This window comes from Virgibacillus dakarensis, from assembly GCF_900155625.1.
Lineage (GTDB): Bacteria > Bacillota > Bacilli > Bacillales > Amphibacillaceae > Lentibacillus_C > Lentibacillus_C populi.
Genome location: NZ_LT732554.1, coordinates 1,484,378 through 1,507,006 on the forward strand (window position 1 = coordinate 1,484,378; position 22,629 = coordinate 1,507,006).

Annotated in this window: 19 protein-coding genes; 17 read left to right on the forward strand and 2 right to left on the reverse strand. The window is 41.9% G+C overall.

What is annotated here, in order from left to right; translation table 11 throughout:
* The first annotated feature begins 62 nt into the window (after positions 1-62).
* The 7 genes from CZ382_RS16895 to CZ382_RS16925 all read left to right on the forward strand — a co-directional run bounded on the left by CZ382_RS16895 (position 63) and on the right by CZ382_RS16925 (position 8,065).
* Positions 63-4,274 (forward strand): endo-alpha-N-acetylgalactosaminidase family protein, encoded by a 4,212-nt coding sequence (locus tag CZ382_RS16895; protein WP_088052374.1) that lies wholly within the window; start codon positions 63-65, stop codon positions 4,272-4,274.
* Positions 4,275-4,368: 94 nt separating this feature from the next.
* On the forward strand, positions 4,369-4,956 hold the full coding sequence (locus CZ382_RS16900) for a CalY family protein (protein ID WP_088052375.1): 588 nt from the start codon (positions 4,369-4,371) through the stop codon (positions 4,954-4,956).
* A gap of 117 nt (positions 4,957-5,073) precedes the next feature.
* Positions 5,074-5,532 (forward strand): NPCBM/NEW2 domain-containing protein, encoded by a 459-nt coding sequence (locus CZ382_RS16905; protein ID WP_200809540.1) that lies wholly within the window; start codon positions 5,074-5,076, stop codon positions 5,530-5,532.
* A complete protein-coding gene (locus CZ382_RS16910; protein WP_088052377.1) occupies positions 5,525-5,860 on the forward strand; it encodes a metallophosphoesterase family protein in 336 nt (111 codons plus the stop codon). The genes CZ382_RS16905 and CZ382_RS16910 overlap by 8 nt, the downstream gene beginning before the upstream one ends.
* A 120-nt stretch (positions 5,861-5,980) precedes the next feature.
* Positions 5,981-6,352, forward strand: a complete 372-nt coding sequence (gene tnpA / locus CZ382_RS16915; protein ID WP_088052378.1) for an IS200/IS605 family transposase — start codon at positions 5,981-5,983, stop codon at positions 6,350-6,352.
* A gap of 8 nt (positions 6,353-6,360) precedes the next feature.
* Complete coding sequence (gene tnpB, locus CZ382_RS16920) at positions 6,361-7,533, forward strand: IS200/IS605 family element RNA-guided endonuclease TnpB (protein ID WP_088052379.1); 1,173 nt, start codon at positions 6,361-6,363, stop codon at positions 7,531-7,533.
* Positions 7,534-7,597: 64 nt separating this feature from the next.
* Positions 7,598-8,065, forward strand: a complete 468-nt coding sequence (locus tag CZ382_RS16925) for an FIMAH domain-containing protein (RefSeq protein WP_088052380.1) — start codon at positions 7,598-7,600, stop codon at positions 8,063-8,065.
* 206 nt (positions 8,066-8,271) lie between these two features.
* Here the strand turns inward: CZ382_RS16925 and CZ382_RS24550 are convergent, their stop codons facing one another.
* The gene (locus CZ382_RS24550; protein ID WP_268811328.1) at positions 8,272-8,394 is read right to left on the reverse strand and encodes a hypothetical protein; all 123 of its coding nucleotides are present in this window, start codon (positions 8,392-8,394) and stop codon (positions 8,272-8,274) included.
* A gap of 154 nt (positions 8,395-8,548) precedes the next feature.
* Here CZ382_RS24550 and CZ382_RS16930 point away from each other — a divergent pair, with 154 nt between their 5' ends.
* From CZ382_RS16930 to CZ382_RS16965, 8 genes are all read left to right on the forward strand, one after another.
* Positions 8,549-11,233, forward strand: a complete 2,685-nt coding sequence (locus CZ382_RS16930) for a polysaccharide lyase 8 family protein (RefSeq protein WP_088052381.1) — start codon at positions 8,549-8,551, stop codon at positions 11,231-11,233.
* A gap of 134 nt (positions 11,234-11,367) precedes the next feature.
* Positions 11,368-11,517 carry an FIMAH domain-containing protein gene (locus tag CZ382_RS24865; RefSeq protein ID WP_407701327.1) on the forward strand — a complete coding sequence of 50 codons (150 nt, stop codon included), beginning with the start codon at positions 11,368-11,370 and terminating at the stop codon, positions 11,515-11,517.
* A gap of 610 nt (positions 11,518-12,127) precedes the next feature.
* Complete coding sequence (locus tag CZ382_RS16935) at positions 12,128-12,580, forward strand: hypothetical protein (RefSeq protein WP_088052382.1); 453 nt, start codon at positions 12,128-12,130, stop codon at positions 12,578-12,580.
* A gap of 20 nt (positions 12,581-12,600) precedes the next feature.
* Positions 12,601-13,188 (forward strand): CalY family protein, encoded by a 588-nt coding sequence (locus tag CZ382_RS16940; RefSeq protein WP_088052383.1) that lies wholly within the window; start codon positions 12,601-12,603, stop codon positions 13,186-13,188.
* Between the two features lie 70 nt (positions 13,189-13,258).
* A complete protein-coding gene (locus tag CZ382_RS16945; RefSeq protein WP_088052384.1) occupies positions 13,259-15,502 on the forward strand; it encodes a M6 family metalloprotease domain-containing protein in 2,244 nt (747 codons plus the stop codon).
* A 110-nt stretch (positions 15,503-15,612) separates the two neighbouring features.
* Positions 15,613-17,085 (forward strand): serine hydrolase domain-containing protein, encoded by a 1,473-nt coding sequence (locus CZ382_RS16950; RefSeq protein WP_235000465.1) that lies wholly within the window; start codon positions 15,613-15,615, stop codon positions 17,083-17,085.
* 367 nt (positions 17,086-17,452) lie between these two features.
* Positions 17,453-18,574 carry an endonuclease/exonuclease/phosphatase family protein gene (locus tag CZ382_RS16960; RefSeq protein ID WP_088052386.1) on the forward strand — a complete coding sequence of 374 codons (1,122 nt, stop codon included), beginning with the start codon at positions 17,453-17,455 and terminating at the stop codon, positions 18,572-18,574.
* A gap of 170 nt (positions 18,575-18,744) precedes the next feature.
* On the forward strand, positions 18,745-19,188 hold the full coding sequence (locus CZ382_RS16965) for a hypothetical protein (RefSeq protein ID WP_088052387.1): 444 nt from the start codon (positions 18,745-18,747) through the stop codon (positions 19,186-19,188).
* Between the two features lie 6 nt (positions 19,189-19,194).
* Here the strand turns inward: CZ382_RS16965 and CZ382_RS16970 are convergent, their stop codons facing one another.
* Positions 19,195-20,040 (reverse strand): helix-turn-helix domain-containing protein, encoded by an 846-nt coding sequence (locus CZ382_RS16970; RefSeq protein WP_088052388.1) that lies wholly within the window; start codon positions 20,038-20,040, stop codon positions 19,195-19,197.
* A 168-nt stretch (positions 20,041-20,208) separates the two neighbouring features.
* Between CZ382_RS16970 and CZ382_RS16975 the strand changes: the two genes are divergently transcribed.
* Together CZ382_RS16975 and CZ382_RS16980 are read left to right on the forward strand one after the other, a co-directional pair.
* Positions 20,209-21,558, forward strand: coding sequence for a carbohydrate ABC transporter substrate-binding protein (locus CZ382_RS16975; RefSeq protein ID WP_088052389.1), 1,350 nt, complete (start codon positions 20,209-20,211; stop codon positions 21,556-21,558).
* 243 nt (positions 21,559-21,801) lie between these two features.
* Positions 21,802-22,617 (forward strand): carbohydrate ABC transporter permease, encoded by an 816-nt coding sequence (locus CZ382_RS16980; RefSeq protein WP_407701328.1) that lies wholly within the window; start codon positions 21,802-21,804, stop codon positions 22,615-22,617.
* Positions 22,618-22,629: the final 12 nt, after the last annotated feature.

Here is a 22,629-nt window from a genome sequence, read left to right on the forward strand (position 1 = left end):
GTTGATATGCTCGACTCGCCCATCCGTTTTTCATCTATCAAAAAAGGAGGTTAACATGACAAGTGGCAAAAAAATTTTCTAGAAAAGCATTAACAGTGTTACTGGCATTTCTGCTATTGGTTCCTTTTGCATTCACGAATCTTTCACCGTCAGTTCATGCAGAAGGATCGAAGCAAAACGCACCTGCCGGGGACAAAACAACTGAAATCGTACAACAACAGAAAAACCGCAATGACAAGTCAGAAACTGAGAAACAAGCTAGTAACCAGGATGCAAGGGCAAAAACGAAAGCGACACAAAAAAGGGAGGAATCACAAGAAACTGCTGAATCCTCTAATAGTCAAGGAGAAATCACAGACGAGAACCTGGAAGAAGGTGACTTTGAAATTATTCAAGGTGACGGAAAGCTAACCTATAACGATGATGGATCCGCAACGTTTGGTGTTACATCGAATGGGAAAAATAAAATAGTTTACAAAAATATGGAAAAAATCAAGAATGGTATTTTTGAAGCGGACATTACATCGGATACGGACTTGAATCGTTTTGGGGTTATTTATCGTGTTCAAGATCCTTCAGCGTATTCGTACGCGGGAACAGGGGATCAGAACAGTCAGTATTTCCACGAAATCTTCGGCCCGGCAAACAAATGGACTTCGATGACGAAAGGTGCCCCATTAAAAGCGGATCAAACCTATCATCTGCGTGTCAGGTTTATTGATGATTCCGCAACTTTGTACATTAATGACGAGAAAATGGGTTCCTGGACTCAAGCAGGCGGTGTAGATAAAGCAGGGTTGCTGGGATTCGAGAAGAGCCGTGGTGCTGCTAACATTACGATCTCTAATGTAAGCATCAAGGAATACAATCCACCAGAGCCGCCAAATAAAGAGCCGATAGAACAGACGTTAAGCTCGGAGTATATGGATGTCACGATTGATGAGGTATTCCCGCGCATTATCGAATATAATGTTGGCGATCACGTCATGAATGGGCAGGAATCGCCTGTTTATGGATTAAAAGTAAATAATATGCTTTACTATCCAGAAGTAAGCTTTGAAAAGGTTAGTGATAGGGAAGCGGTTTATACGTTAAAAGTTAAAGATGAATTTGCGGATCTTGATGCTACCTTTACCGTTTCGCTAAAAGTGGATGATAATAAGGCCATTTACAGCTTTGAGGAAATGAATAACAAAGGGGATGCAGCAATTGAGACGGTTGAATTTGCCGATATGAATTTTATTTCGGTAGATGCCTCGCAAACAGGTGCAAAAGCTAAATTAACCAATCTCAGCGGTGACGTTACTAAACCCGGTGACGTAAACGTGAAGGTTGATTCATCAATGAAAGAAATCGGAACATCAAAGGGGTACTATACCGCCTTCTTGTCGACAGACGATTTGAGTGCAGGGGTATGGTCCAGTTCGGAAGTAGATGGATACCATAACTTGATTGCTAACCGTTACGAAAATGCTAATGGTGACAAGGCAATGGGTATAGCGTCTAGCTCTCTCTATTACCAGCGGGAGTTTATGCCGGAGCCATCGTCCAGCAAACCAACGATAAAAATCGTCATCACGGAAGATAGGAACGATGACAAGAAAGTGGACTGGCAGGATGGTGCGATTGCTTATCGGGATATCATGCAAGATATTAAGGGATCCGAAAATGTGAACAATAACGTCGGTATGCGGATTGCGATGAATTTTGGCTCACAGGCCCAGCAGCCATTCCTAAAAACACTGGACAATGTTAAAAAGGTCGCGCTCGCAACGGATGGGTTAGGACAAGCCGTTTTATTGAAAGGGTATGCTAATGAAGGGCATGACAGTGCACATCCGGATTATGGTGATGTCGGTGAGCGCATGGGTGGTGCTGTAGACTTAAATACCTTAATTGAAGAAGGACATAAATACAATTCGGAATTTGGTGTCCACATTAATGCGCAAGAAACGTATCCTGAAGCTGATGCCTTTAATGAGGATTTTATCGATGGTCCAAATGATAAAGGATGGGGCTGGCTGGATCAGTCATATACGATTGATAAATTAAAAGATTTGTATTCAGGGACCCGAGCAGAACGACTGGACAAACTGAAAGCTGCCGTGCCAGGACTTGACTTCGTTTACTTGGACGTTTGGTATCAGGATCAATGGGAGTCCGATCGAATTGCTGAACAATTTATCGATAGAGGATGGAGAGTGACGACTGAATTTGGTACGTCTATTCCAAACTATTCCACTTGGCAGCATTGGGCTACTGATAAAAACTATGGTGGAGCATCCAGTAAGGGGATCAATTCCGAAGTACTGCGATTTATCAGCAACCAGCAAAAAGACTCCTGGGTATTGAATTGGCCGGAAGCGGGAGGAACTGCGGATCATCCATTACTTGGCGGATTTGAATTAGCAGGTTTTGAAGGATGGCAGTCAGATAAGAATTTTGATCATTTTATCCGCATGACATTTGATACCAATCTGCCAACGAAATTTTTGCAAAAATATTATGTGACCAATTGGGAAACAACAGATGGAGATCCAACGAAAACCAATCTGGAAAAGGAAATTAAGTTAAAAGATCCAAGCAACGGCGATCAGGTTGTCGTCACAAGAAAAGATGATTCAAGAGAACGGATCATTACGCTTAACGATAATGTCGTACTTGATGAACACAAGTATCTGATTCCGTGGGTAGAACAGGACTTTGCAACGCCTACACCTGATTCTAGTAAACTATATCACTGGAATTTGGATGGTGGAAAATCAACGTGGACACTTCCAGATGAATACGAAGGTATTACTAGTCTGAAGGTCTACAAGCTAACGGATCAAGGCAGAACCGATATGCAAGAGGTTGACGTAGTAGATAATCAAATTACACTGAACGCCGAAGTAGCAACTCCTTATATTGTCGTTACCGGGGAAGATGATGGTGAAAAGGTTGATGATTGGAGTACAGGCGCCCATGTCCATGATTCCGGGTTTAATACAGGAACCGTTGATGATGACTTCACGAAGGTTAAGGGCGATAAGCAGGCAGTAAGTGTTGTCCGAACCGATCAAACAGGTGATGCCCGGAATTTAAGCAGTGGTGACTATTATTTAAATGTTGCCAGTCCAGCAAAGCAGACGAGCGTAACGAGGACATTTACCGACCTGGAACCAGGCAAGGATTATGTAGCGGAGGTATATGTGGAAAACAACAGTGATGAAAAAGCTTCAATTGCTGTTACAGGCGGTGTCAAGGATGTAAACAATTATACATTACGCAGCCTGCAAAAGAACTATGTCAAAGCTGATTCGCATGCAACAAATGATGGATATAACAGCAAAATGCAACGAATGCAAGTAAGCTTTACCGCTGAAAGTGACACAGCGAAATTAACGCTTAGCCGTGAAGCGGGAGAAGGAAATACAAAATTTGATGACATCCGAATCGTGCAAAAGTCACTAAATAATTATATCTCACCAAGTGTGTTTGAACAGGATTTTGAAACAGTCGCCCAAGGAATTTACCCATTTGTTATCGGTAACACAGAGGGTGTCGAGGATAATCGAATCCATCTGGCCGAGCTTCATGCTCCGTATACGCAAAAAGGATGGGCGGGTAAAAAGGCAGTGGATGATGTACTTGATGGAAACTGGTCCCTGAAGGTGAATACCGGAAACAGTGGATTGGTATATCGGACAATTCCGCAGCATTTTCACTTTGAACCGAGGGTAACGTACAAGGTGAGCTTTGACTATCAAACAACTGCCGATTCCTACCGGTTTATCGCTGGTAATCAAGCGATTGATGTTCGAAATATCGGTGATGCAAAAGGATTAACAGCAAATGAACTACTTCCTTCATCTACCGATACGAAAACAGCGGAGTTTACGATTACCGGCTCGGAAAATGGACAAACGTATATTGGCCTCTTTAGTGATGGAACGTCGGTCAATATGGATACTGGGGAAGGCACGTTCATGTTGGATAATCTCCGGATCGAACAGGTAGCTCCGGTATCAAGTGTGGCTGACTTGCGTACATTAGTTGATCAATATGATGAATCTGGCGCGTTTGCAAACGATAGCACCGTACATGCTTTAAAAATGCATCTAACCGCAGTTAAACGATTTGAACAAAAAGAGCAAGCAGAAAAGATCGTGAAACACTTGAAAGGGTTTAAACTGCTGCTTGACCATCAACAAGAAAAAGAGCTGATAACAGATGAAGCCTATGAGGGTCTTGTGTCTGGTACCAACAGCTTGATTGCAAATGGCAATAGGTAACGCATCATGCGTTGCCTTTAGCCTGGCAATCATGATCGGCAACAGGGATTAGCAAATCTACTAACATAGCACAAAATATGAAGGAGGATTTTGGATGGGAATTAAAAAGCAATTGGGTATAGGAATCATGTCGGCGGCATTAGGTATAGCGTTAATTGGTGGTGGAACATATGCGTATTTCAGTGACAGTGAGCAGACAAACAATACATTTGCTGCCGGTACACTGGATTTGTCCGTTGAGCCTACTACCATTATCGATGTTGAGGGTCTGAAACCTGGTGATTATGTCATTCGGGATTTTGAACTGCAAAATAATGGTTCACTGGACATTGAAAAAGTTTTTTTGGAAACGGATTATAAGATTGTGGATGCGAAGGGCGACAATACAGATGATTTCGGGAAACATATCGAGGTTGAATTTTTATATAATGCGGACAAGCTTGACGAGGTCATCTACAAGACAACCCTTGCTGAATTGAAGGAGATGACTCCAGAAGCTGTCAATAAGCATATTTTCTATCCAACCCTTGGCGAAAAAGGACTGCAATCCGGTGATCTCGATGATTTGGTTGTCAAATTTAATTTTGTCGATAATGGGGAGGACCAAAACGAATTTCAGGGAGACGCGCTGGAGCTTGAGTGGACGTTTAATGCGGAGCAGGCAACTGGCGGGGAAAAATGATAGATTAATTCGTACTTGGTTAAATTTGTTTCAAGATATAAGAGTTGCTAGAATATCCCAATAATTATAAGTTAAGGTGTATAAGAGGGTATACAAGATTTAATGGAGGGATCAGTAATGGGAGCAAAGAATATAAATAAAATTATCATTCTATCATTTGCGTTAACATTCATGCTGCTATGTGGGATCACCTTGAATGCAGCGATTTCCCATGCAGCTAAGGATACGAAAGATAGTTCTCGCACTGACAAGTTAAGCGATCCCCCAACAACGTCTTCGTGGCTGAGTGATTTGGAACCAATTAAAGCCGAAAATGGTTGGGGCCCTGTGGAACTTGATAGCAGTAATGGCGAATCTGGCGAAGGCGATGGTAATATCTTAACATTAAATGGTGTTACGTATGATAAAGGTTTAGGTGTACATGCGCCATCAAAGGTTTCCTATTACCTCGGTGGTAATGCCTCCAGATTCATCTCCGATATAGGAGTTGACGATGAAATAAGTGCAAACGGTTCGCAGACCTATGGAACAGTCGAATTTCAAGTTCTGGCAGACGGAGAAAAAGTTTATGAGTGAGGAGCCGCTGCAATGGTTGGAACAAACGCTTGAGAAACACGATGATTCGACCAAACCAATTTTTGTCTATCTGCACAATCCATTGCCATATTCGTTTACAGGAACGGATATTGAGTATTATCAACGTGGTATCTTACAGGATAAGCAACTAAGGGAGATTCTTTCCCAATATCCGCAAGTGATTTTTTTCTCTGGCCATACACATCATGAATTGCATATACCTGGCTTGTTTGTGAAAGATGGATTTTATGCATTAGCCGAGAACACTCGTGATTTCAATCATGAGATGAATCGGCTTCGAATCGGGCGTGACTTCATGTCACGTTAACGATTCAACATTTGTAATATAAAAAGATGCATAATGTTCTTGTTTAATCATAATTCCTATCATAAAACGCACTAACATATGGTACAATACATGTGAGGTGGCTGATATGGCAGGGGATATGTGTACACTATTCAATATCATCTTGTATGGTGTGTAAAATATCGTCATAACGTATTAACAGGCGATATAGATACAAGATTAAAGGAATTGCTACATCAAATTGCTGCGGATAACGGTTTTACCATTGTGGAGATGGAGAGTGACCATGACCATATGCATCTATTGGTGGATTGTACGCCACAACATTCTATCCCAACGATGATCAAAACAGTAAAGGGTGTTTCAGCTAGATTACTATTTAAAGAGTTCCCTGAATTAAAAAGGAAACTTTGGGGTGGTCATCTTTGGAACCCCTCTTACTTTGTGGCAACGGTTAGCGAGCAAACAGAAGCACAGATTCGACAGTATATTCAAAACCAGAAAGCGAGGTGAGCATTCCATTGTTGGTGAAGAAAGCTTATAAGTTCAGAATCTATCCGACCAAAAAACAAGAAGTCCTCATTGCGAAAACGATAGGTTGTTGCCGTTTTGTTTACAATTTTTTCGTGGGCAAACAAAAAGAACAGGATGCTTATTGGCACACCGTTCATGAAATGGTTCAAAAAGGACAACTCCCTCAAAATAATTGGAGAGGGAAATTCTTCGACAAAAACAAGTCCATCAAAGCCATTCGTGATTTGAAAGCGCATTATGCATTCCTGAAAGAAGTAGATAGTATAGCCCTGCAAAAGTCAGTTGAAATCGTGAATGATGCCTATAAAAGGTATTACAAAAAGCAAAATAATGAGCCATGCTTTAAATCTAAAAAGAATCCAGTTCAGTCCTATACAACGAAGCATGTGAATGGAAATATTGCTATACGAGACAAACATCTGAAACTCCCAAAACTTGGGCTTGTACGCTTTGCGAAAAGTCGGGAAGTTCATGGGAGAATCATAAACGCCACGATTAGACGGAATCCTAGTGGGAAATACTTTGTTTCCATTCTTGCAGAAGTAGACGTGCTACCATTGCCAAAAACAGGTTCATCCGTAGGCGTCGATGTAGGGTTAAAGGATTTCGCTACACTGTCAGATGGGACTGTCTACGAAAATCCAACGTTTTTTCGTAGACTGGAAGAAAAATTGGCTAGAGCTCAACGGGTCTTATCAAGAAGAAAAGTCGATTCTTCTAATTGGCATAAACAACGAGTGAAAATCGCCAAAACCCACGAAAAAATCACGAATGCAAGGAAAGATATGTTACATAAAATCTCCACCCATCTTGTCAAAAACCACGATATCATTGGGATGGAAGATTTAGCTGTCAAGAATATGCTTCAAAATGGTCGTCTGGCAAAGGCCATAAGCGAAGTATCATGGGCACAATTCAGAGTGATGGTGGAGTACAAAGCAACGTGGTATGGAAAGCAAGTGGTCACCGTGGCGAAAAACTTTGCTTCCAGCCAATTGTGTTCCAATTGTGGTCATCAACATAAAGATGTTAAGGATCTTGCGCTGCGTGAATGGACATGCCCGATTTGCAAGTGTCATCATCATCGTGACCTTAACGCAAGTATTAATCTTCGCAATGAAGCATTGCGATTAACCGCAGGAACTGCGGGGATAGCCTAATCCATTAGAAGCCAATAGGTTTCCGTACTTAGGAATCTCGCGACTTCAGTCGTGAGAGGTTCAAATGGCAACGTCGGGAAGTGTGTACAATACCTATGGGCTAGACGGACATGGGAATGAAATCATCATCGATCATGCTGGAAGCCAGGGCTTATACGTCCAGGTTTATGATGATAAAGTTGTAATAAAAGGTCGTGATTTTGCTAAAAAAGAATGGATTGACGAATATCATCATGAAATTCCCGTAGAGGATGCGACAGCACCGGTAGAAAATGCTACCGATTTAAAAAAGCTTGTGGAACAGTATGAAGAAGGTGGAGAGTTCTCCGGTGATAATACAGCGCACATGTTAAAACTTCATATGAATGCAGTGAAGCGTTTCGAAGACCAAGAAAAAGTGGAGAAAATACTTAAGCACTTAAAAGGGTTTGAAAAATTGCTTGATCAGCATAGAGAAAAACAATGGATTTCCGAAAAGGCTTATGACGTACTTAAGTTAAGCACAGAAATGTTGATTAAGAAATGGCAATAGCTTAGTGTAAAACGACCCCCATAGTAATTAATCTACCACGGGGGGTCTTAACATAAGCAGTTGACTGTAATTTAACTACCAGATGGGTGTCCGGTGTAGGTGTTACATCTGCATGGTTAGGTATTGACTTTCCAAAGAGGATGACTGTTAACCAGACTATAACGGGAGTATAAAAGGGTTGGCAACCGTTTCCAGAAATATGAAATTTAATTTTGGGATGGAAGCAAATGGGCAACGGTTATAGGGCGGCGTACCATCCGCCATGGAGATTGACCAATTTCCTTTCCTGCTGTTACAACGAATAAGTTGCGCTTAGCCTTTGAGGTCATTCCAACCTCCAATTCAGATTATTTACCAATAACCGCAAACTTTAAAGTTGAAAGCACGCCATAGTTTTATAAGTAGGGTGCCCCTTTCGTAGCAAGTGCGATGGCTCGACACAAGGTATTTAAACAAATCTAACAAAGAGAGGAGAAGGTGACGTTGATCAAAAAAATATCGAAATTAGTCCCCTTGTTGTTTATTATTTTCCTAGTCACATCGACATTTGACAGTATCAATGAGAGTCAAGTATCAGCGGAAGCGCCCGACGATTTCGAACAAATGCGATCCCAATGGTTTAATAAATTAACGGGTGGAAAGGACTTGGATTTAGCAGACCCTGATATACAAGCGAAGATAGAAGCGATTAACGAGGAGGCCACTGACTATTGGACGAGTATGGATACTGATCCAGAAACGGAGCGCCTGTGGGAAGACCTTGATGTTCCCGAAAGTGCCCATAATTATCCTTTCAACATGCAAGCTTCGTACACTCGTTTAAAGCAAATGGCTCTGGCATATTCGATAAAAGGATCAGAACTTTACCATGACGAGCGTTTATTGGATGACATAATTATGGGAATGGAATGGGTTTATACAGAAAAATACAACGAAAATACCAATCAGATTGGCAACTGGTGGCAGTGGCAAATAGGACTACCTTTATTGTTAAATGATCTTGTCGTCTTACTCTACGATGAGTTGACAGAAACTCAGAAAACCAATTACATGAACACTATCGATCATTTCGTTCCGGATCCGACTAGGAGAGGAAACGGGAATCTTGAAGAAACTGGTGCTAACCGTGTGGACAAGGCGTTAGCCGTTGCGCTTAGAGGTGTAATCGGTAAAAATCCAGACAAAATCGCTCAAGGACGAGACGCATTAAGTAAAGTGTTTCTTTATTCAACGGGAGGGGACGGATTTTATAAAGACGGTTCATTTATTCAGCACGGCAATGTTGCCTATACGGGGAGTTATGGGTATGTGCTGATAGACCACTTAGTTGATGCTCTGTACTTGTTGGGCAATTCCTCTTGGGAAGTCACAGATCCGAACTTAGAAAATGTTTATAAATGGGTAAAAGAATCTTATGAACCTCTTGTTTATAACGGGCTCATGATGGATATGGTTCGAGGAAGGGCAATATCGAGGGAAATTCAGCAAGATAACATCGTGGGGAGTGATTTGGCTGCAATTTTTCTCCGACTGTCCCAAATAGCACCACCTGAAAAAGCCGATTATATCAACAGTATGGTTAAATCATGGATTGAAGAAAACGATAGATTGAACTACGAAGGGATGGAACTCGGAGACATTCTCGCTGTCAATACATTGTTAAACGATAGTAGTGTTGAACCTAAACCAGATTTAACCTTGCATAAACAATTTCCGGCGATGGACCGTATCATTCATCGCCGTCCGGGATTCGCCTTTGGGATTAGTATGAGCTCCGAGCGTATTCGAAACTACGAGACGGGTAACGATGAAAACCTGAGGGCATGGTATACGGGTCAAGGGATGACGTATTTGTACAACGGCGACTTGGCACAATTTAATGACAACTTTTGGCCGAACGTTGATCATTACCGTTTACCGGGAACGACATCTGATGGACAAACACGACAAGGTGAAACAACAGACCAGTCATGGGCTGGCGGGGCATCGATGGATGATCTTTACGGCGTTGCCGGGATGAAACTGGACCCGGATTTAGAAACCACCAGTGGACAGGCGTCCAGCTTGAGTGGTCAAAAGTCCTGGTTTATGTTTGACGATGAAATCGTTGCTCTTGGAGCTGGAATAACGAGTGAATCTGGATCACAGGTAGAAACAATCGTAGAAAATCGTAAAATCAACGAAGAGGGCGATAATACATTAACCGTCAACGGAGAAGCTAAACCATCTCATTTAGGTTGGTCGGAAACAATGGAAAACGTCGATTGGGCTCACTTAGAGGGGAACACTAAAAATTCGGATATCGGCTACTTTTTTCCGGATGGATCAAACGTTATCGGAAAAAGAGAATCCAGCACACATGCATGGTCCTTTATAAATGAGTTGCCAGAATATGCTACCTATACACCAAGTACGCGCAACTTTTTATCACTTGCAATTGAACACGGTATCGATCCAGTGGATGATAACTATTCCTACGTTCTACTTCCAAATAAGAATGTAGATGAAACGGAGCAGTACCAAAATGATCCGGACATTCAAATCTTGAGTAATACCAATCGGATTCAGGCAGTTAAGGAAACACAACTTGATTTGACAGCGGCAAACTTTTTTGAATCTGGCCCTAATCAAATCAATTTTATTCGTTCGTATGATCCTGCGTCGGTGATCATAAATGAAGAAGGAGATGAACTAACAGTTTCTGTATCTGATCCGACAAAGGAGCAAGAAAAGATAACACTTGAACTAGGGAAAACTAGTTTTTCGGTTCTTAGTAAAGACGATAATATAGATGTTTTAACTATGCAACCCTATACAAAAATTGAAATAGACGTGTCCGGTTCACTTGGGGAATCACATACAGTGAAACTTTCGTATAACCAAAAAGAAGGTGAACTTCCTTCTCGTGCAGACGCTCTCAAGACGTTTGTTGAGCAATTTGCAGAAGAAGGAGCATTCGCAAACACAGAGGCCCCTCACGCTTTAATGCTTCATTTGACTGCGGTGAGTCATTACGAAGATCAAGAAGCAGCAGAAAAAGTAGTTAAACACATGGAGGAAGGTTTTAAAGATTTGCTTGATTATCAAAAAGAGAATGAATTGATTTCTAATGAAGCGTTCAATAGTTTGCAGATTCAGGCCGACGAATTAATTGCAGCATGGCAATAGGTTTTGCCGTTTTACGAATATGACAACCCTTTGTGGCAGGTTACGACCTGTCACAAGGGGGATGTAAAATAGTTGTATAAATTCTTTGGGACAAACAAAGAGACAGGTATGCTAAGAATTAGACTGTTAAAGAGATAAGAAACCCTTCTGTTGAACAATATGAAGAAGATGAATTCTCCAATGATACGATAGCGCAGGTGTTGAAACTTCATATGAAAACAGTGAAGCATTTTGAAGACCAGGAAAAAGCGAGGAAATTTGTCAAGCACGGAAACGTTGATTAAGAAATGGATACAGAAGAATTAATTGCAAAGTAGAAGTGAAGGAATTAAGAGTTGCCCGGCATTAGTCTAAATAGAATTGGAACGCTGGTAGCGAAGTTACGAGAAGGCTAAAACGTCTATCGCGTAACTTCTCTTTTTTTGCTTTTTACTAGAGGTATCGACTGGAGAAGCTCGACCATCGACCGGAGCGCGACCAAGGAGGGAACAAAACATTAGCTGCAAATTCCACTGTACAAAAATATGCTTCCCACTTATAGACTAGTCCAGAAACCCTGTAACCGCTTGATATTAACTGTTTTACACAACCTTTTCACCCATAGCCTCACGTTTATGCTAGTGCTAACTATTCATTTTTTAAATAATCAGATTTATACGACATTATTCGACACCATTTGCAAATGAATTCTATTATACTTCAAGTAGAAATGATGTACATAAAAGGTTTTTACACATCCAAAGAAGAAGTAAAAATTTTTTGGAAAGGAGTGTATTTTTTAACACATTTTGTGATTGGAGGTCGAGAAAGATGACGAAATGGTAAAGAACGTATGATATTGTAAATGCTTCACGTTTTGTAGCTAATCTTAATGCATGTCAAAGGAAGATGAAAATGCCTGACCAGCGAAAAAGCATCACCAAGAGAAAAAGCAGGATTTGGTTACGAAGCCTCACCATTGTGTATTTGACGTTCCTGATTGTCCATGTACTAACCTCTCCAACCAATGCTTACTTCACGGATACAGCGTCATATGATGAAAAATTGCAGATGAAAGCCGAAGTTAACGGCGGAGACCCGACTGAGCAGCAAACCACGGAATCAACTGATAACAAAGTTGATGAACCAAAAGAAAGTCAAGAGGAAACAGTGGACAAAAAAGATAACCAGCAGGTGACAAAAAATCAGGAACGCCGAGATGAGAAGGATAATGCAACAAAAGAGCCTCGTAATCTATCTGAAGAGACGGATGCTCCAGAACAAGAAAAGGCTGAGGAAACAAATGAAAATCCTGACTCATCAGCCAGTAAAACAAATGTAGAAGAAGATCCAGAAACGAACAACTAATATTTTGGGAGGAATTACAGATGGGTTTGAAAAAACAATTAGGTATGGGAATGATGTCAGCGGCACTTGGGTTAACATTGATCGGGGGAGGGACATATGCGTATTTCAGTTCAAGCGAGACAACGAATAACACGTTTGCAGCTGGTACGCTTGACCTGGCAGTGGAGCCAACAGCGCTGATCGAAGTGGAAAATTTAAAACCGGGTGATTCGATTATCCGTGACTTTGAGTTGCAAAATAATGGAACATTGGATATCGAAAAAGTGACATTGGATACGAATTACAATGTTACGGATGCTAAAGGGGACAATACAGAGGATTTTGGAAAACATATTGAAGTGGAATTTTTATATAATGCGGACAAGCTTGATGAGGTTATTTTTAAAACAACACTGGATCAGCTGAAAAACATGAGTCCAGAAGCGATTAACGAACATATTTTTTATCCGGACCTAGGAGAAAAGGGGCTGCCAGCAGGTTCCCTGGATGATCTTGTTGTGAAGTTTAATTTTGTGGATAACGGCGAGGATCAAAACCAGTTCCAAGGAGATTCATTGCAACTGGAATGGACGTTTCAGGGTATGCAAACAACCGGAGAGGAAAAGTAATGGTGATGAGAGGGGGAAATTCCTCTCTCTTTTATTCTATTACGCCTGAAACGGAAAGGAGCATAACATAATGAAACTACTTAAGCGATCGATCTATTTAATGATTCTACTAATAATGTTGCTGTCGACACCGGTTTATGCGGCCCAGTCTGGTTTGCCCGCCTTTCCTAAGCCGATTGATCCCGAAAACTTTGAACTTCCAGAGGATATGACATGGGAGGATTATCAGCCGGTTCCTGGCATTGACTGGAATGAAACAGATATTGAGCCGGAAAGAGTTCTTAAAGGTGCGTTAGTGGTTGTGGATTTTCAGGATCGTGATTTTATTTTAAGTCAGGAAGAAGGTACGGAGGTTGCAGGAAATCCGATCGGAATTGGAGCAATACCTAGAGAAGATGTTCCGGAGTTTTGGGAGGATTTCTTAATGGAGCCTCAAGCCCTTAACAATTTTCACTCGATCAACGAATTTTGGCGGGAAAACTCTTTTGGTGAATGGGCGGTGGAAATAGACGCTTTTGGCCCTTATCGAATGGATGGAAAAGAGTTTCAGTATGGACTAAGCAGGGGACATGGGCAACATGAGAATATGCCTCCAGGGTATGAGGCCAAAGATTTACGATCAGAGGCTATGAGTAAGGCAGAGGCAGATATAGAGGCGGCTAGTGAAGAATATGATTTCACATTTGTCTTACATGCAGGTTACGACGAATCAGGGGTTTGGCAGGAATTTGGGGAAATGAAATTCCTGAATCCTGAGGCAGTAACCGATGAATATGGACCCGAAGCCGAGCTTGGCGATTTGCCTAATTGGACAAATACCCGTTATGTTGACTGGACATCTTGGTTAGCAGGGAAAAGTATTTGGTCCAGTGCCGACATACGAAATGGTATTTCCGTTCAAGGTGAAAATGATGGGATGGGTACGTTCGCCCACGAGTTTGGCCATATTATGAGTTTGCTAGATAACTATAATAATCCTTATGGAGAGCCGGTATCCCGTTCTTATTCAGGTCCCTGGGAATTAATGAGCCGCGGCAGTTTCAATGGGCCAGGGGGACCGCACACCCGCTGGATGGTTATGCCAACATTGGGCGGTTCTGCTCCTTCCCATCATATGTTACGTAACAAGATAAAACAGGGATTTTTATCAGAGGATCAGTACCTGAAGATTGATCGTGATGAACTTGATGAAACTGGACCAGTGTTCGCGGATATTCTGGCACGGGAAATCCCAACCGGAAGTGAGTTTGGCCGAACTGGGCTGTCTGGTATTAACATTACGATGGAAGATTTAACGCCGGCAAATTCACTTGAAGATGATTGGCGTGCGGATATGCAACGTGGGGAAAAGTGGTATGACAACTACACGGTAGAGGTTGTCGATCGTGTTGGATTCGATTCCTTTACCCCTGATTCCGGTGTTTTGCTGGCCAAAACGAAAGATGAAGAAAGTGCACCAAATATATGGGTAGTAGATTCACATCGGGATGATATTAATAAGGTTGATTTTACCCGTCCAGATGGAACAGAGGCAATGTACTCCAAAGGGGATTACCGCCAGTTAGCTGATGCTTTATTTAAGGCCGGGACCAGCGAGGGTGTCGTTAGTGAGTATAAAGATGAGTATAACCGGTTGCATTTCTATATTTTGGATAAAAAATATGACGAGGAAGGTGCACTATCGTATCGGGTCGCTGTACGTCATATGGATGGTGCGGGAGACTATGCTCGTGGTGTAACCGTTAAGAATAGTAGAGATGAACGTACGACCCCAGGCCGTGTAGCTGTTCATCATTTTAACGTAACTAACACAGGTGAGGCGACGGACCTTATCCGACTTCAAGCGGAAACGGATGCTGGTTGGAAAACGCAGCTGCAGCACAACGTTATTGAAGTAAAAGCTGGAGAGACTGTAACCGTACCTGTATATGTGGAGATTCCGAAAGAAAAAGGTGATCAACCTGCAGAGCTTGTGTTTACAACTGCTTCGGAAACGGATTCCAATCAGACTGCAACGGATACAGATGTTTTATTGAACGATATAAGTGCACCTGGATTAAAAATGCTAGTTTCTTATTTTGCAGATAACGAGGAGATAACGGATCCTGATTCTGTACACGCTTTAAACCTTCACTTAACAGCAGTAGGGCAGTTTGCAGAACAAGGTGCAAATGAGAAGGTTGTGAAGCACATGAATGGGTTTAAGACCTTACTAAACAAACAGTTGGAAAATGGATTGATTTCAGAGGATGCTGCCAATGCCCTTCATGATTATGCTGACTTTGTAATAGCGGAATGGGAGATTGATGGATAGAATTGAGCCATTAAAAAAGAGAGAACCTTCATCTAGATTTAATTAAGCAACCCCCTCTTTTCGTTAGAGTTAGAAGAGGGGGTTCTATTTATACAAGGGAGGCGAAACCGTTGAAAAATAAAAGTCTTTTAACAATTGTATTTGGTATGATCCTATTTTTTGCCGTGTTTTCCCAGCAAAACGGCAAAACATTTGCAAAGGCAGCGGAGCTTGTACCAGGTGATCCCGTAAGTGTACAAATGCTTGAGCAGCCCCTATCCGATATTGATGATGAAATCGCAGAGGCAATGGCGAATAAGGAAATGCCGGGAGCAGTTGTACTTGTTGCCCGGGATGGAAAAATAGTGAAGCAAAAAGCATACGGCTACGCACTTCGCTATGCTGACTTGGATTTTACGGAAGTTGAGAACCCAGTGAAGATGGAAAGTGATACCATTTTTGATTTAGCTTCTATTAGTAAACTGTTTACCACGACTGCTGCCATGCAGTTGTACGAGGAAGGAAAATTTGAACTTGATGATCCTGTCGCGGAGCATATACCGGCGTTTGCGGAAAACGGGAAGGAAGATGTGACAATTCGTCAGCTTATGACACATACTTCCGGATTCACGGCATGGATTCCGCTTTATAACATGACCGATAACCGGGAGGAAGCAATTGATATTGTTTTAACCTATCCATTGAAGAACGAACCGGGTACCCATTACGAGTACAGTGATCTAAACCTGATTACTTTGGGAGCCCTGGTTGAAAAGTGGTCTGGCCAACGTCTGGATGAATATGTCGCGGAAAATATTACGGAACCGCTTGGTATGACGGACACGATGTATAATCCGCCAGCATCTTTAATCGACCGTATAGCTGCGACAGCGTACGTTCCTGGCAGGGGAATGGTCCGTGGTGTTGTTCATGACGGCAATGCGCTTGTCCTTGACGGTGTTGCTGGACATGCAGGTGTGTTTTCAACCGCAAATGATATGGCTGTTTTCGGGCAAATGATGTTAAATAAGGGAATCTATCAAGGTATTCGTATTTTGAATAAGGAAACAGTAGACTTAATTACGAAAAACCATATTCCGGAATTTCCTGGAGATGACCATGGCTTGGGGTGGGAGCTAAATCAGGACTGGTTTATGAGCGGCTTAGCTGAGCCAACAACAATGGGTCACACAGGGTTCACCGGGACGTCTATAGTAGTCAGCCCATCACAAAATTCGATAACCATTTTACTCACGAACCGTGTTCATCCAACAGATGTGACACCGTCTACGAATCCAATTCGCCAAGCAGTAGCACAGAAAACAGCGGATGCGATGTATGCGTGGAATGCCGAAACACTGCAAACACTTGTCACAAAACTTAAGGACAAGGGTGAATTAACGGAAGATTCCACACATCGGTTGAACGTCCATTTAACTGCGGTACATCGCTTTGAGGAAAAAAATAATGCGGAGAAAGTGCTAAAACATATGGAGGGCTTCATGTTGTTGCTGAACAAGCAAAAAGATAATGGAATTATCGACGAAGATACCTATCAGACGCTTAACACGGATGCAGCGTATTTGATTGGGAAGTGGCAATAGACCTTTTTAAAAGGGTGATAACACATTTAGCGCTTTTTACGCTATCGATGTTCGCGTTTCCGGTTACGGGAAACGCGAACATCAACAGTAAAGCTAGGAACATCAACAGTAAAGCTAGGAACATCAACAGTAAAGCTAGGAACATCAACAGTAAAGCTAGGAACATCAACAGTAAAGCTAGGAACATCAACAGTAAAGCTAGGAACATCAACAGTAAAGCTAGGAACATCAACAGTAAAGCTAGGAACATCAACAGTAAAGCTAGGAACATCAACAGTAAAGCTAGGAACATCAACAGTAAAGCTAGGAACATCAACAGTAAAGCCAGGAACTCGTTGTCTGACAATTATTACGGGAGGTGCTTTGGATGAAAAAATGGGCGTTCGTACTTATTTTTATGCTGTTGCTATTACCGCTGAATACGGTGTTTGCCAAAAATGACACACAAGAAGGCAGGGAGCTTACAGCCACGGTGGCAACGTACAATTTGCATGCCGGGATTGGGACGGATGGAAAGTATGATCTTGATCGAATCGCGGCAACGATCCGAGATATGGATGCAGAAGTTATTGGCCTGCAGGAAGTTGATGTGCATTGGGGTGACAGGAGCAATAACGAGAATACTATAAAGCTATTGGCAGAAAAATTGGACATGGAATATTTCTTTGCACCGATTTATGACTTTGATCCAGCGAGTGCCGGTGAGCCACGGAGACAATACGGTGTGGCAATTTTGAGCAAATATCCAATTGTAAGTGCGGCAAATCGCAATATAACGAGATTATCTACACAAGACCCTGATCCGGAACCAAAACTTGCACCAGGATTCCTGGAAGCACAAATAAATATCAATGGTGCAAATGTATGGTTTTATGTAACACATCTGGATTACCGGGGAGATCCAAGTGTTCGTGAAATGCAAGTGCAGGACATGCTTAAGGTAATGAGCGAGCATCAATACAATATTTTGGTCGGTGATATGAATGCTGCAGCTGAGGCTGATGAATTACAACCGCTTTTTCTTTGGTTTAGCGATTCATGGGCAATGACCGAAAGTGGTAATGGATATACCTACCCGGCTGCATCACCTGAAAAAAGGATTGATATGATTTTAGCCTCACCTAGAATGAAGGTGAATAATGTGCAGGTGTATTCCTCCCTTGCATCCGATCATCTGCCGGTTGCGGCTGATATAACCTTGGTCCGCGGCAGTCATTCGCTAACGACTGATGGGATGAAAATACTTGTCGAAGCATTTTTAGAAAATGATGAGATTGCAAGCGAAGAAGCTGCACACGCATTGACCATGCATTTGCAGGCTTTACATTATTATGAAAGTCACGGCATGAAAGATAAAATGATCAAACACTTGGGAACGTTTGCAGGATTGCTTCAGCAGCTAAAGATTAATGAAGCTATTTCAGAACATGCGTACACAACCTTGCAGGAGGACGCGGAGTATTTGCAGGAAAAGTGGGAGAGCAAGTAAAAACAAGACGCGTATTCACTACCCGTTTATGAAAAATCAGCGGGGAGGAAAATTATCCTCCCTGTTGGTAGACTGTTAGGGAGAAAGGAAGAAGTCCCTTTATCGAAAGCGGGAATTCGCTGATCGAAAGTGGGAAGTCGCCGATCAAAAGTGGGAAGTCGCTGATCGAAATGGAGAAATCGCTGATCAAAAGCGGGAATTCGCTGATCGAAAGTGGGAAGTCGCCGATCAAAAGTGGGAAGTCGCTGATCGAAATGGAGAAATCGCTGATCAAAAGTGGGAATTCGCTGATCGAAAGTAGGAAGTTGCCGATCAAAAGCGGGAAGTCGCTGATCGAAAGCGGGAATTTGCTGATCGAAATGGAGAAACCGCTGATCGAAAGTGGGAAGTCGCCGATCAAAAGTGGGAATTCGCTGATCGAAATGGAGAAACCGCTGATCGAAAGCGGGAAACCGCTGATCGAAATGGAGAAACCGCTGATCGAAAGCGGAAATTCGCTGATCGAAAGTGGAAAAGCGCTGATCGAAATGGAGAAACTGCTGATCAAAAGCGGAAATTCACCGACCAAAACCGAAAAGGTCGCTGATCCCAAAACAAGCAGCCGATCCAGTTAGCAGGTTCTATTTACCTTCCACCTCTTTCCCAGCTTTTTTCCGATATTTAGATGGTGTTTGCCCGGTTGCGCGTTTAAATGCCTGGGCAAAAAAGGATTGGGAAGAAAAGCCGATGAATTCAGCTATGTGGGCAATATTATAATTGGTTGTCTCCAGCAGAATTTGCGATTCCCTGATTCTGACCTGGTTTAAATATTCGATGGGGGAAATTCCGATATCCTTTTTAAAGGTATGGGCCAAATAATATTTATTAATATGTCCTGCCTTGGCCAATGTATCGAGTGTAATCGGATCACGGTAATTTTGATTGATATAATACTTAATGAAAGCAACTGCTTTATTGATGTTTTTAGGCTGCGTTTTTTCAATGGTAAATTTTTTGCCGCGACGCAATTTGACAATGAGTATTTCAATGATATTTTGGCAGATGACTTCATATTCATCATGATTATGCTGAATTTCATCCAATAATTTGTTAAGGTAGAATAGAATATCCACGCGATCACCTTGATACGTATACAACCCCATTTGTGAGTCCTTTTCCTCCGGGAGCGAGAAAGACAATCCTTCAATTCCCAATGCAATGTATTCAAGTGAATCCTGATGATTGGACTTTTCCGTATGCTCAACGTTTGGATTAATAATGACCAAATCGTTTTCTTTAACCGGGATATCATGATCCGGCAGTATAAAGGACCCTTTCCCTTTTACGATATAGAAAAGTTCCGTAAAGTGATGGGTATGTTGTGTGCTGTGCCACCCTTTGTCATATTCCGACCGTGTAACATACAAAAGTTTAAAAGGCATCTTTTTAGTAGAAAAATCCTTCATTTTATAAACCTCGTAGGACATTTTCACCCCTCCTTAATTAGCAAACTTTTCCCATAACTTTTATTTTATTGGTGTTCGACATAAAAAGCAAGATATATAAAAATCTCGACAAGATGTTTATTGTGAAAGCGTTTTAAGATGTGTACGATAAAAACGAAAAGTAAAATTAAAAATAGGGGGCACCCAATTATGAAGATGAAGAGTCTTTTATTTGGTATATCAATTATCTTGATAACACTTAGTTTAGCTGCATGTTCGGGTAAGGATAACAGCGGATCCAAGAAATCTGCTGATGGAGCAGCAGGATCGGAAACGACTTTACATGTTGCTGCTTTAGAATCGGCATATGGTCCGGATATGTGGGATGAGATCGTTAAATCCTATGAAGCTGCTAATAAAAATGTCAAGGTTGAGTTGACCGTTAAAAAGAACCTTGAAGAAGTAATCCGGCCAAATATGCAGGCAGGCGAGTATCCGGATGTTGTTTTACTGGCAACTGGCAGACCTGAAGCACTTACTGAAACGTTAATTAAGGAAAACGGATTGGAAGATATTACGGATGTTCTCGGGATGGATGTGTCTGGTGAAGATGTAAAGGTAGAGGATAAATTACTGGATGGGTTTACCGATACACTTGCTACCAATCCGTACGATGATGGCAAAACGTATTTGGCACCGATGTTTTATAGCCCGACTGGATTGTTCTATAATGCTGGATTATTTGAAGAAAAAGGCTGGGAAATTCCGCAGACTTGGGATGAAATGTGGGAATTGGGTGATAAAGCTGCCGAAGAGGGGATTTCACTCTTTACGTATCCGACAACCGGATACTTTGACACATTCATTGGTTCCATGTTGTATGCTTCCGGTGGTCCTGAATTTTTTAATTCTGCAATGACCTATGAAGATGATGTTTGGGAGTCGAAAGAAGCAACACAGGTATTTGAAACGGTTAAAAAGTTAGCAGATTATACGCATCCCAATACAGTTGCAAACGCCAATCCAAATGACTTTACCAAAAACCAGCAAATGATTTTGGACAATAAAGCATTGTTCATGCCGAATGGGAACTGGGTTGTTGATGAAATGAAGGATGCCCCAAGAGCAGATAACTTTGAATGGGGGATGATGCCGATTCCTGCATTTAAAGATGGTGGAGACCGGTACGCATTTACCTTCTTTGAGCAAATGTGGATTCCGTCTGCTGCTGAAAATAAAGATGCCGCAAAGGATTTTATTACGTACATGTATTCAGATGATGCAGCTCAGGCGTTCTTAGAAGCTGGTGCAGTACAGCCAATTAATGGTATGACCGATCAATTGGATGGCCAAAAGCAAACCTTCTATGGCATCTATGAGGAGGAAGGAGCACTTCCGGCTATGGGGACATTTGCTTCAACTAAACCTGTTCCGGGAGTCAACATGGGAGATACATTATACGGTTCAATTGATAGTTTAATGAGCGGTGATATTTCCTATAAGGAATGGCAAAAAAACGTTGAAGAAGCTAGTGACAAACTAAGACCAGCTATGAATTAAGCCGTTTCTAGTGTTTATATCTGATGATAAAGTTAAACGGTGAGAAGTTATGTCTCACCGTTTTATTCCGTCATCATCAGCTCCGGTGCACCCAGCGGCCAGTCTGGCAGGGTGCAGTGAGCCAGCTGCTGCCTAGAAATCCACTTTTGTAGAAAGAGGTGAAGTTTTTTGAGTAAAAAGAAGTCCAGGAATCTGTTTATTGGCGTATGTATTGCGCCGGCATTACTATTACTGATTCTTTTTATGGTGGTACCGACAATCGAAGTTTTCCGCATGTCGCTTTATCAATGGGGTGGGTTTTCGAATCATCAGCAATTTGTAGGTTTTGATAATTTCAAAGTTTTGTGGAATGATATGAACTTTATTCGTTCATTTCAAAATTCCATTTTACTAATCGTGATCGTAGCCCTTGTAACCCTGGTTATTGCACTCTTTTTTGCGGCTGTTTTAACAAAAGAGAATGTGCGAGGTGGAAACTTTTTCCGGGTTATATTCTACGTCCCTAACATTCTATCGATAGTCGTAATTGCCGGTATCTTTTCGGCTATTTACGACCCGTCAAGCGGATTGTTGAACAGCATTCTTGATGTATTCAGTTTGGAAAGCTTGCAGCAGATGTGGCTAGGCAACCAGGATATCGTTATCTTCAGTGTTGGGGCTGCTTTGATCTGGCAGGCAATTGGTTATTACATGGTGATGTACATGTCGAGTATGGCTAGTATTCCAGCAAGCTACTATGAAGCGGCTTCACTGGAGGGCGCAAGTAAAATGAAACAGTTTACTAGTATTACATTGCCGCTCATATGGAATAATCTGCGTACCACATTAACATTCTTTATTATCAGTACGATTAATTTGAGCTTCTTGCTCGTTAAAGCGATGACAGGCGGAGGGCCTGATGGGTCAACAGAAGTCTTCCTGTCTTATATGTACGATCAGGCTTATGGAAATTCGACATATGGTTACGGCATGGCAATCGGTGTCGTTGTCTTCCTTTTCTCATTTGTCCTTGCCGCCATTGTTAGTCGCATTACAAAGCGCGACGTCCTGGAGTATTAAGGAAGGAGGTTC

What these genes read in the sequence shown, in the direction of transcription:
- CZ382_RS16960 (WP_088052386.1), top strand. Translation starts at nt 17,453, where the DNA reads ATGAAAAAATGGGCGTTCGTACTTATTTTTATGCTGTTGCTATTACCG.
- CZ382_RS24550 (WP_268811328.1), bottom strand. Translation starts at nt 8,394, where the DNA reads ATGACCTCAAAGGCTAAGCGCAACTTATTCGTTGTAACAGCAGGAAAG.
- CZ382_RS16905 (WP_200809540.1), top strand. Translation starts at nt 5,074, where the DNA reads ATGGGAGCAAAGAATATAAATAAAATTATCATTCTATCATTTGCGTTA.
- CZ382_RS16965 (WP_088052387.1), top strand. Translation starts at nt 18,745, where the DNA reads ATGGAGAAATCGCTGATCAAAAGCGGGAATTCGCTGATCGAAAGTGGG.
- CZ382_RS16935 (WP_088052382.1), top strand. Translation starts at nt 12,128, where the DNA reads ATGCCTGACCAGCGAAAAAGCATCACCAAGAGAAAAAGCAGGATTTGG.
- CZ382_RS16975 (WP_088052389.1), top strand. Translation starts at nt 20,209, where the DNA reads ATGAAGATGAAGAGTCTTTTATTTGGTATATCAATTATCTTGATAACA.
- CZ382_RS16925 (WP_088052380.1), top strand. Translation starts at nt 7,598, where the DNA reads ATGGCAACGTCGGGAAGTGTGTACAATACCTATGGGCTAGACGGACAT.
- CZ382_RS16910 (WP_088052377.1), top strand. Translation starts at nt 5,525, where the DNA reads ATGAGTGAGGAGCCGCTGCAATGGTTGGAACAAACGCTTGAGAAACAC.
- CZ382_RS16900 (WP_088052375.1), top strand. Translation starts at nt 4,369, where the DNA reads ATGGGAATTAAAAAGCAATTGGGTATAGGAATCATGTCGGCGGCATTA.
- CZ382_RS16970 (WP_088052388.1), bottom strand. Translation starts at nt 20,040, where the DNA reads ATGTCCTACGAGGTTTATAAAATGAAGGATTTTTCTACTAAAAAGATG.
- CZ382_RS16940 (WP_088052383.1), top strand. Translation starts at nt 12,601, where the DNA reads ATGGGTTTGAAAAAACAATTAGGTATGGGAATGATGTCAGCGGCACTT.
- CZ382_RS16980 (WP_407701328.1), top strand. Translation starts at nt 21,802, where the DNA reads ATGGTGGTACCGACAATCGAAGTTTTCCGCATGTCGCTTTATCAATGG.
- CZ382_RS16945 (WP_088052384.1), top strand. Translation starts at nt 13,259, where the DNA reads ATGAAACTACTTAAGCGATCGATCTATTTAATGATTCTACTAATAATG.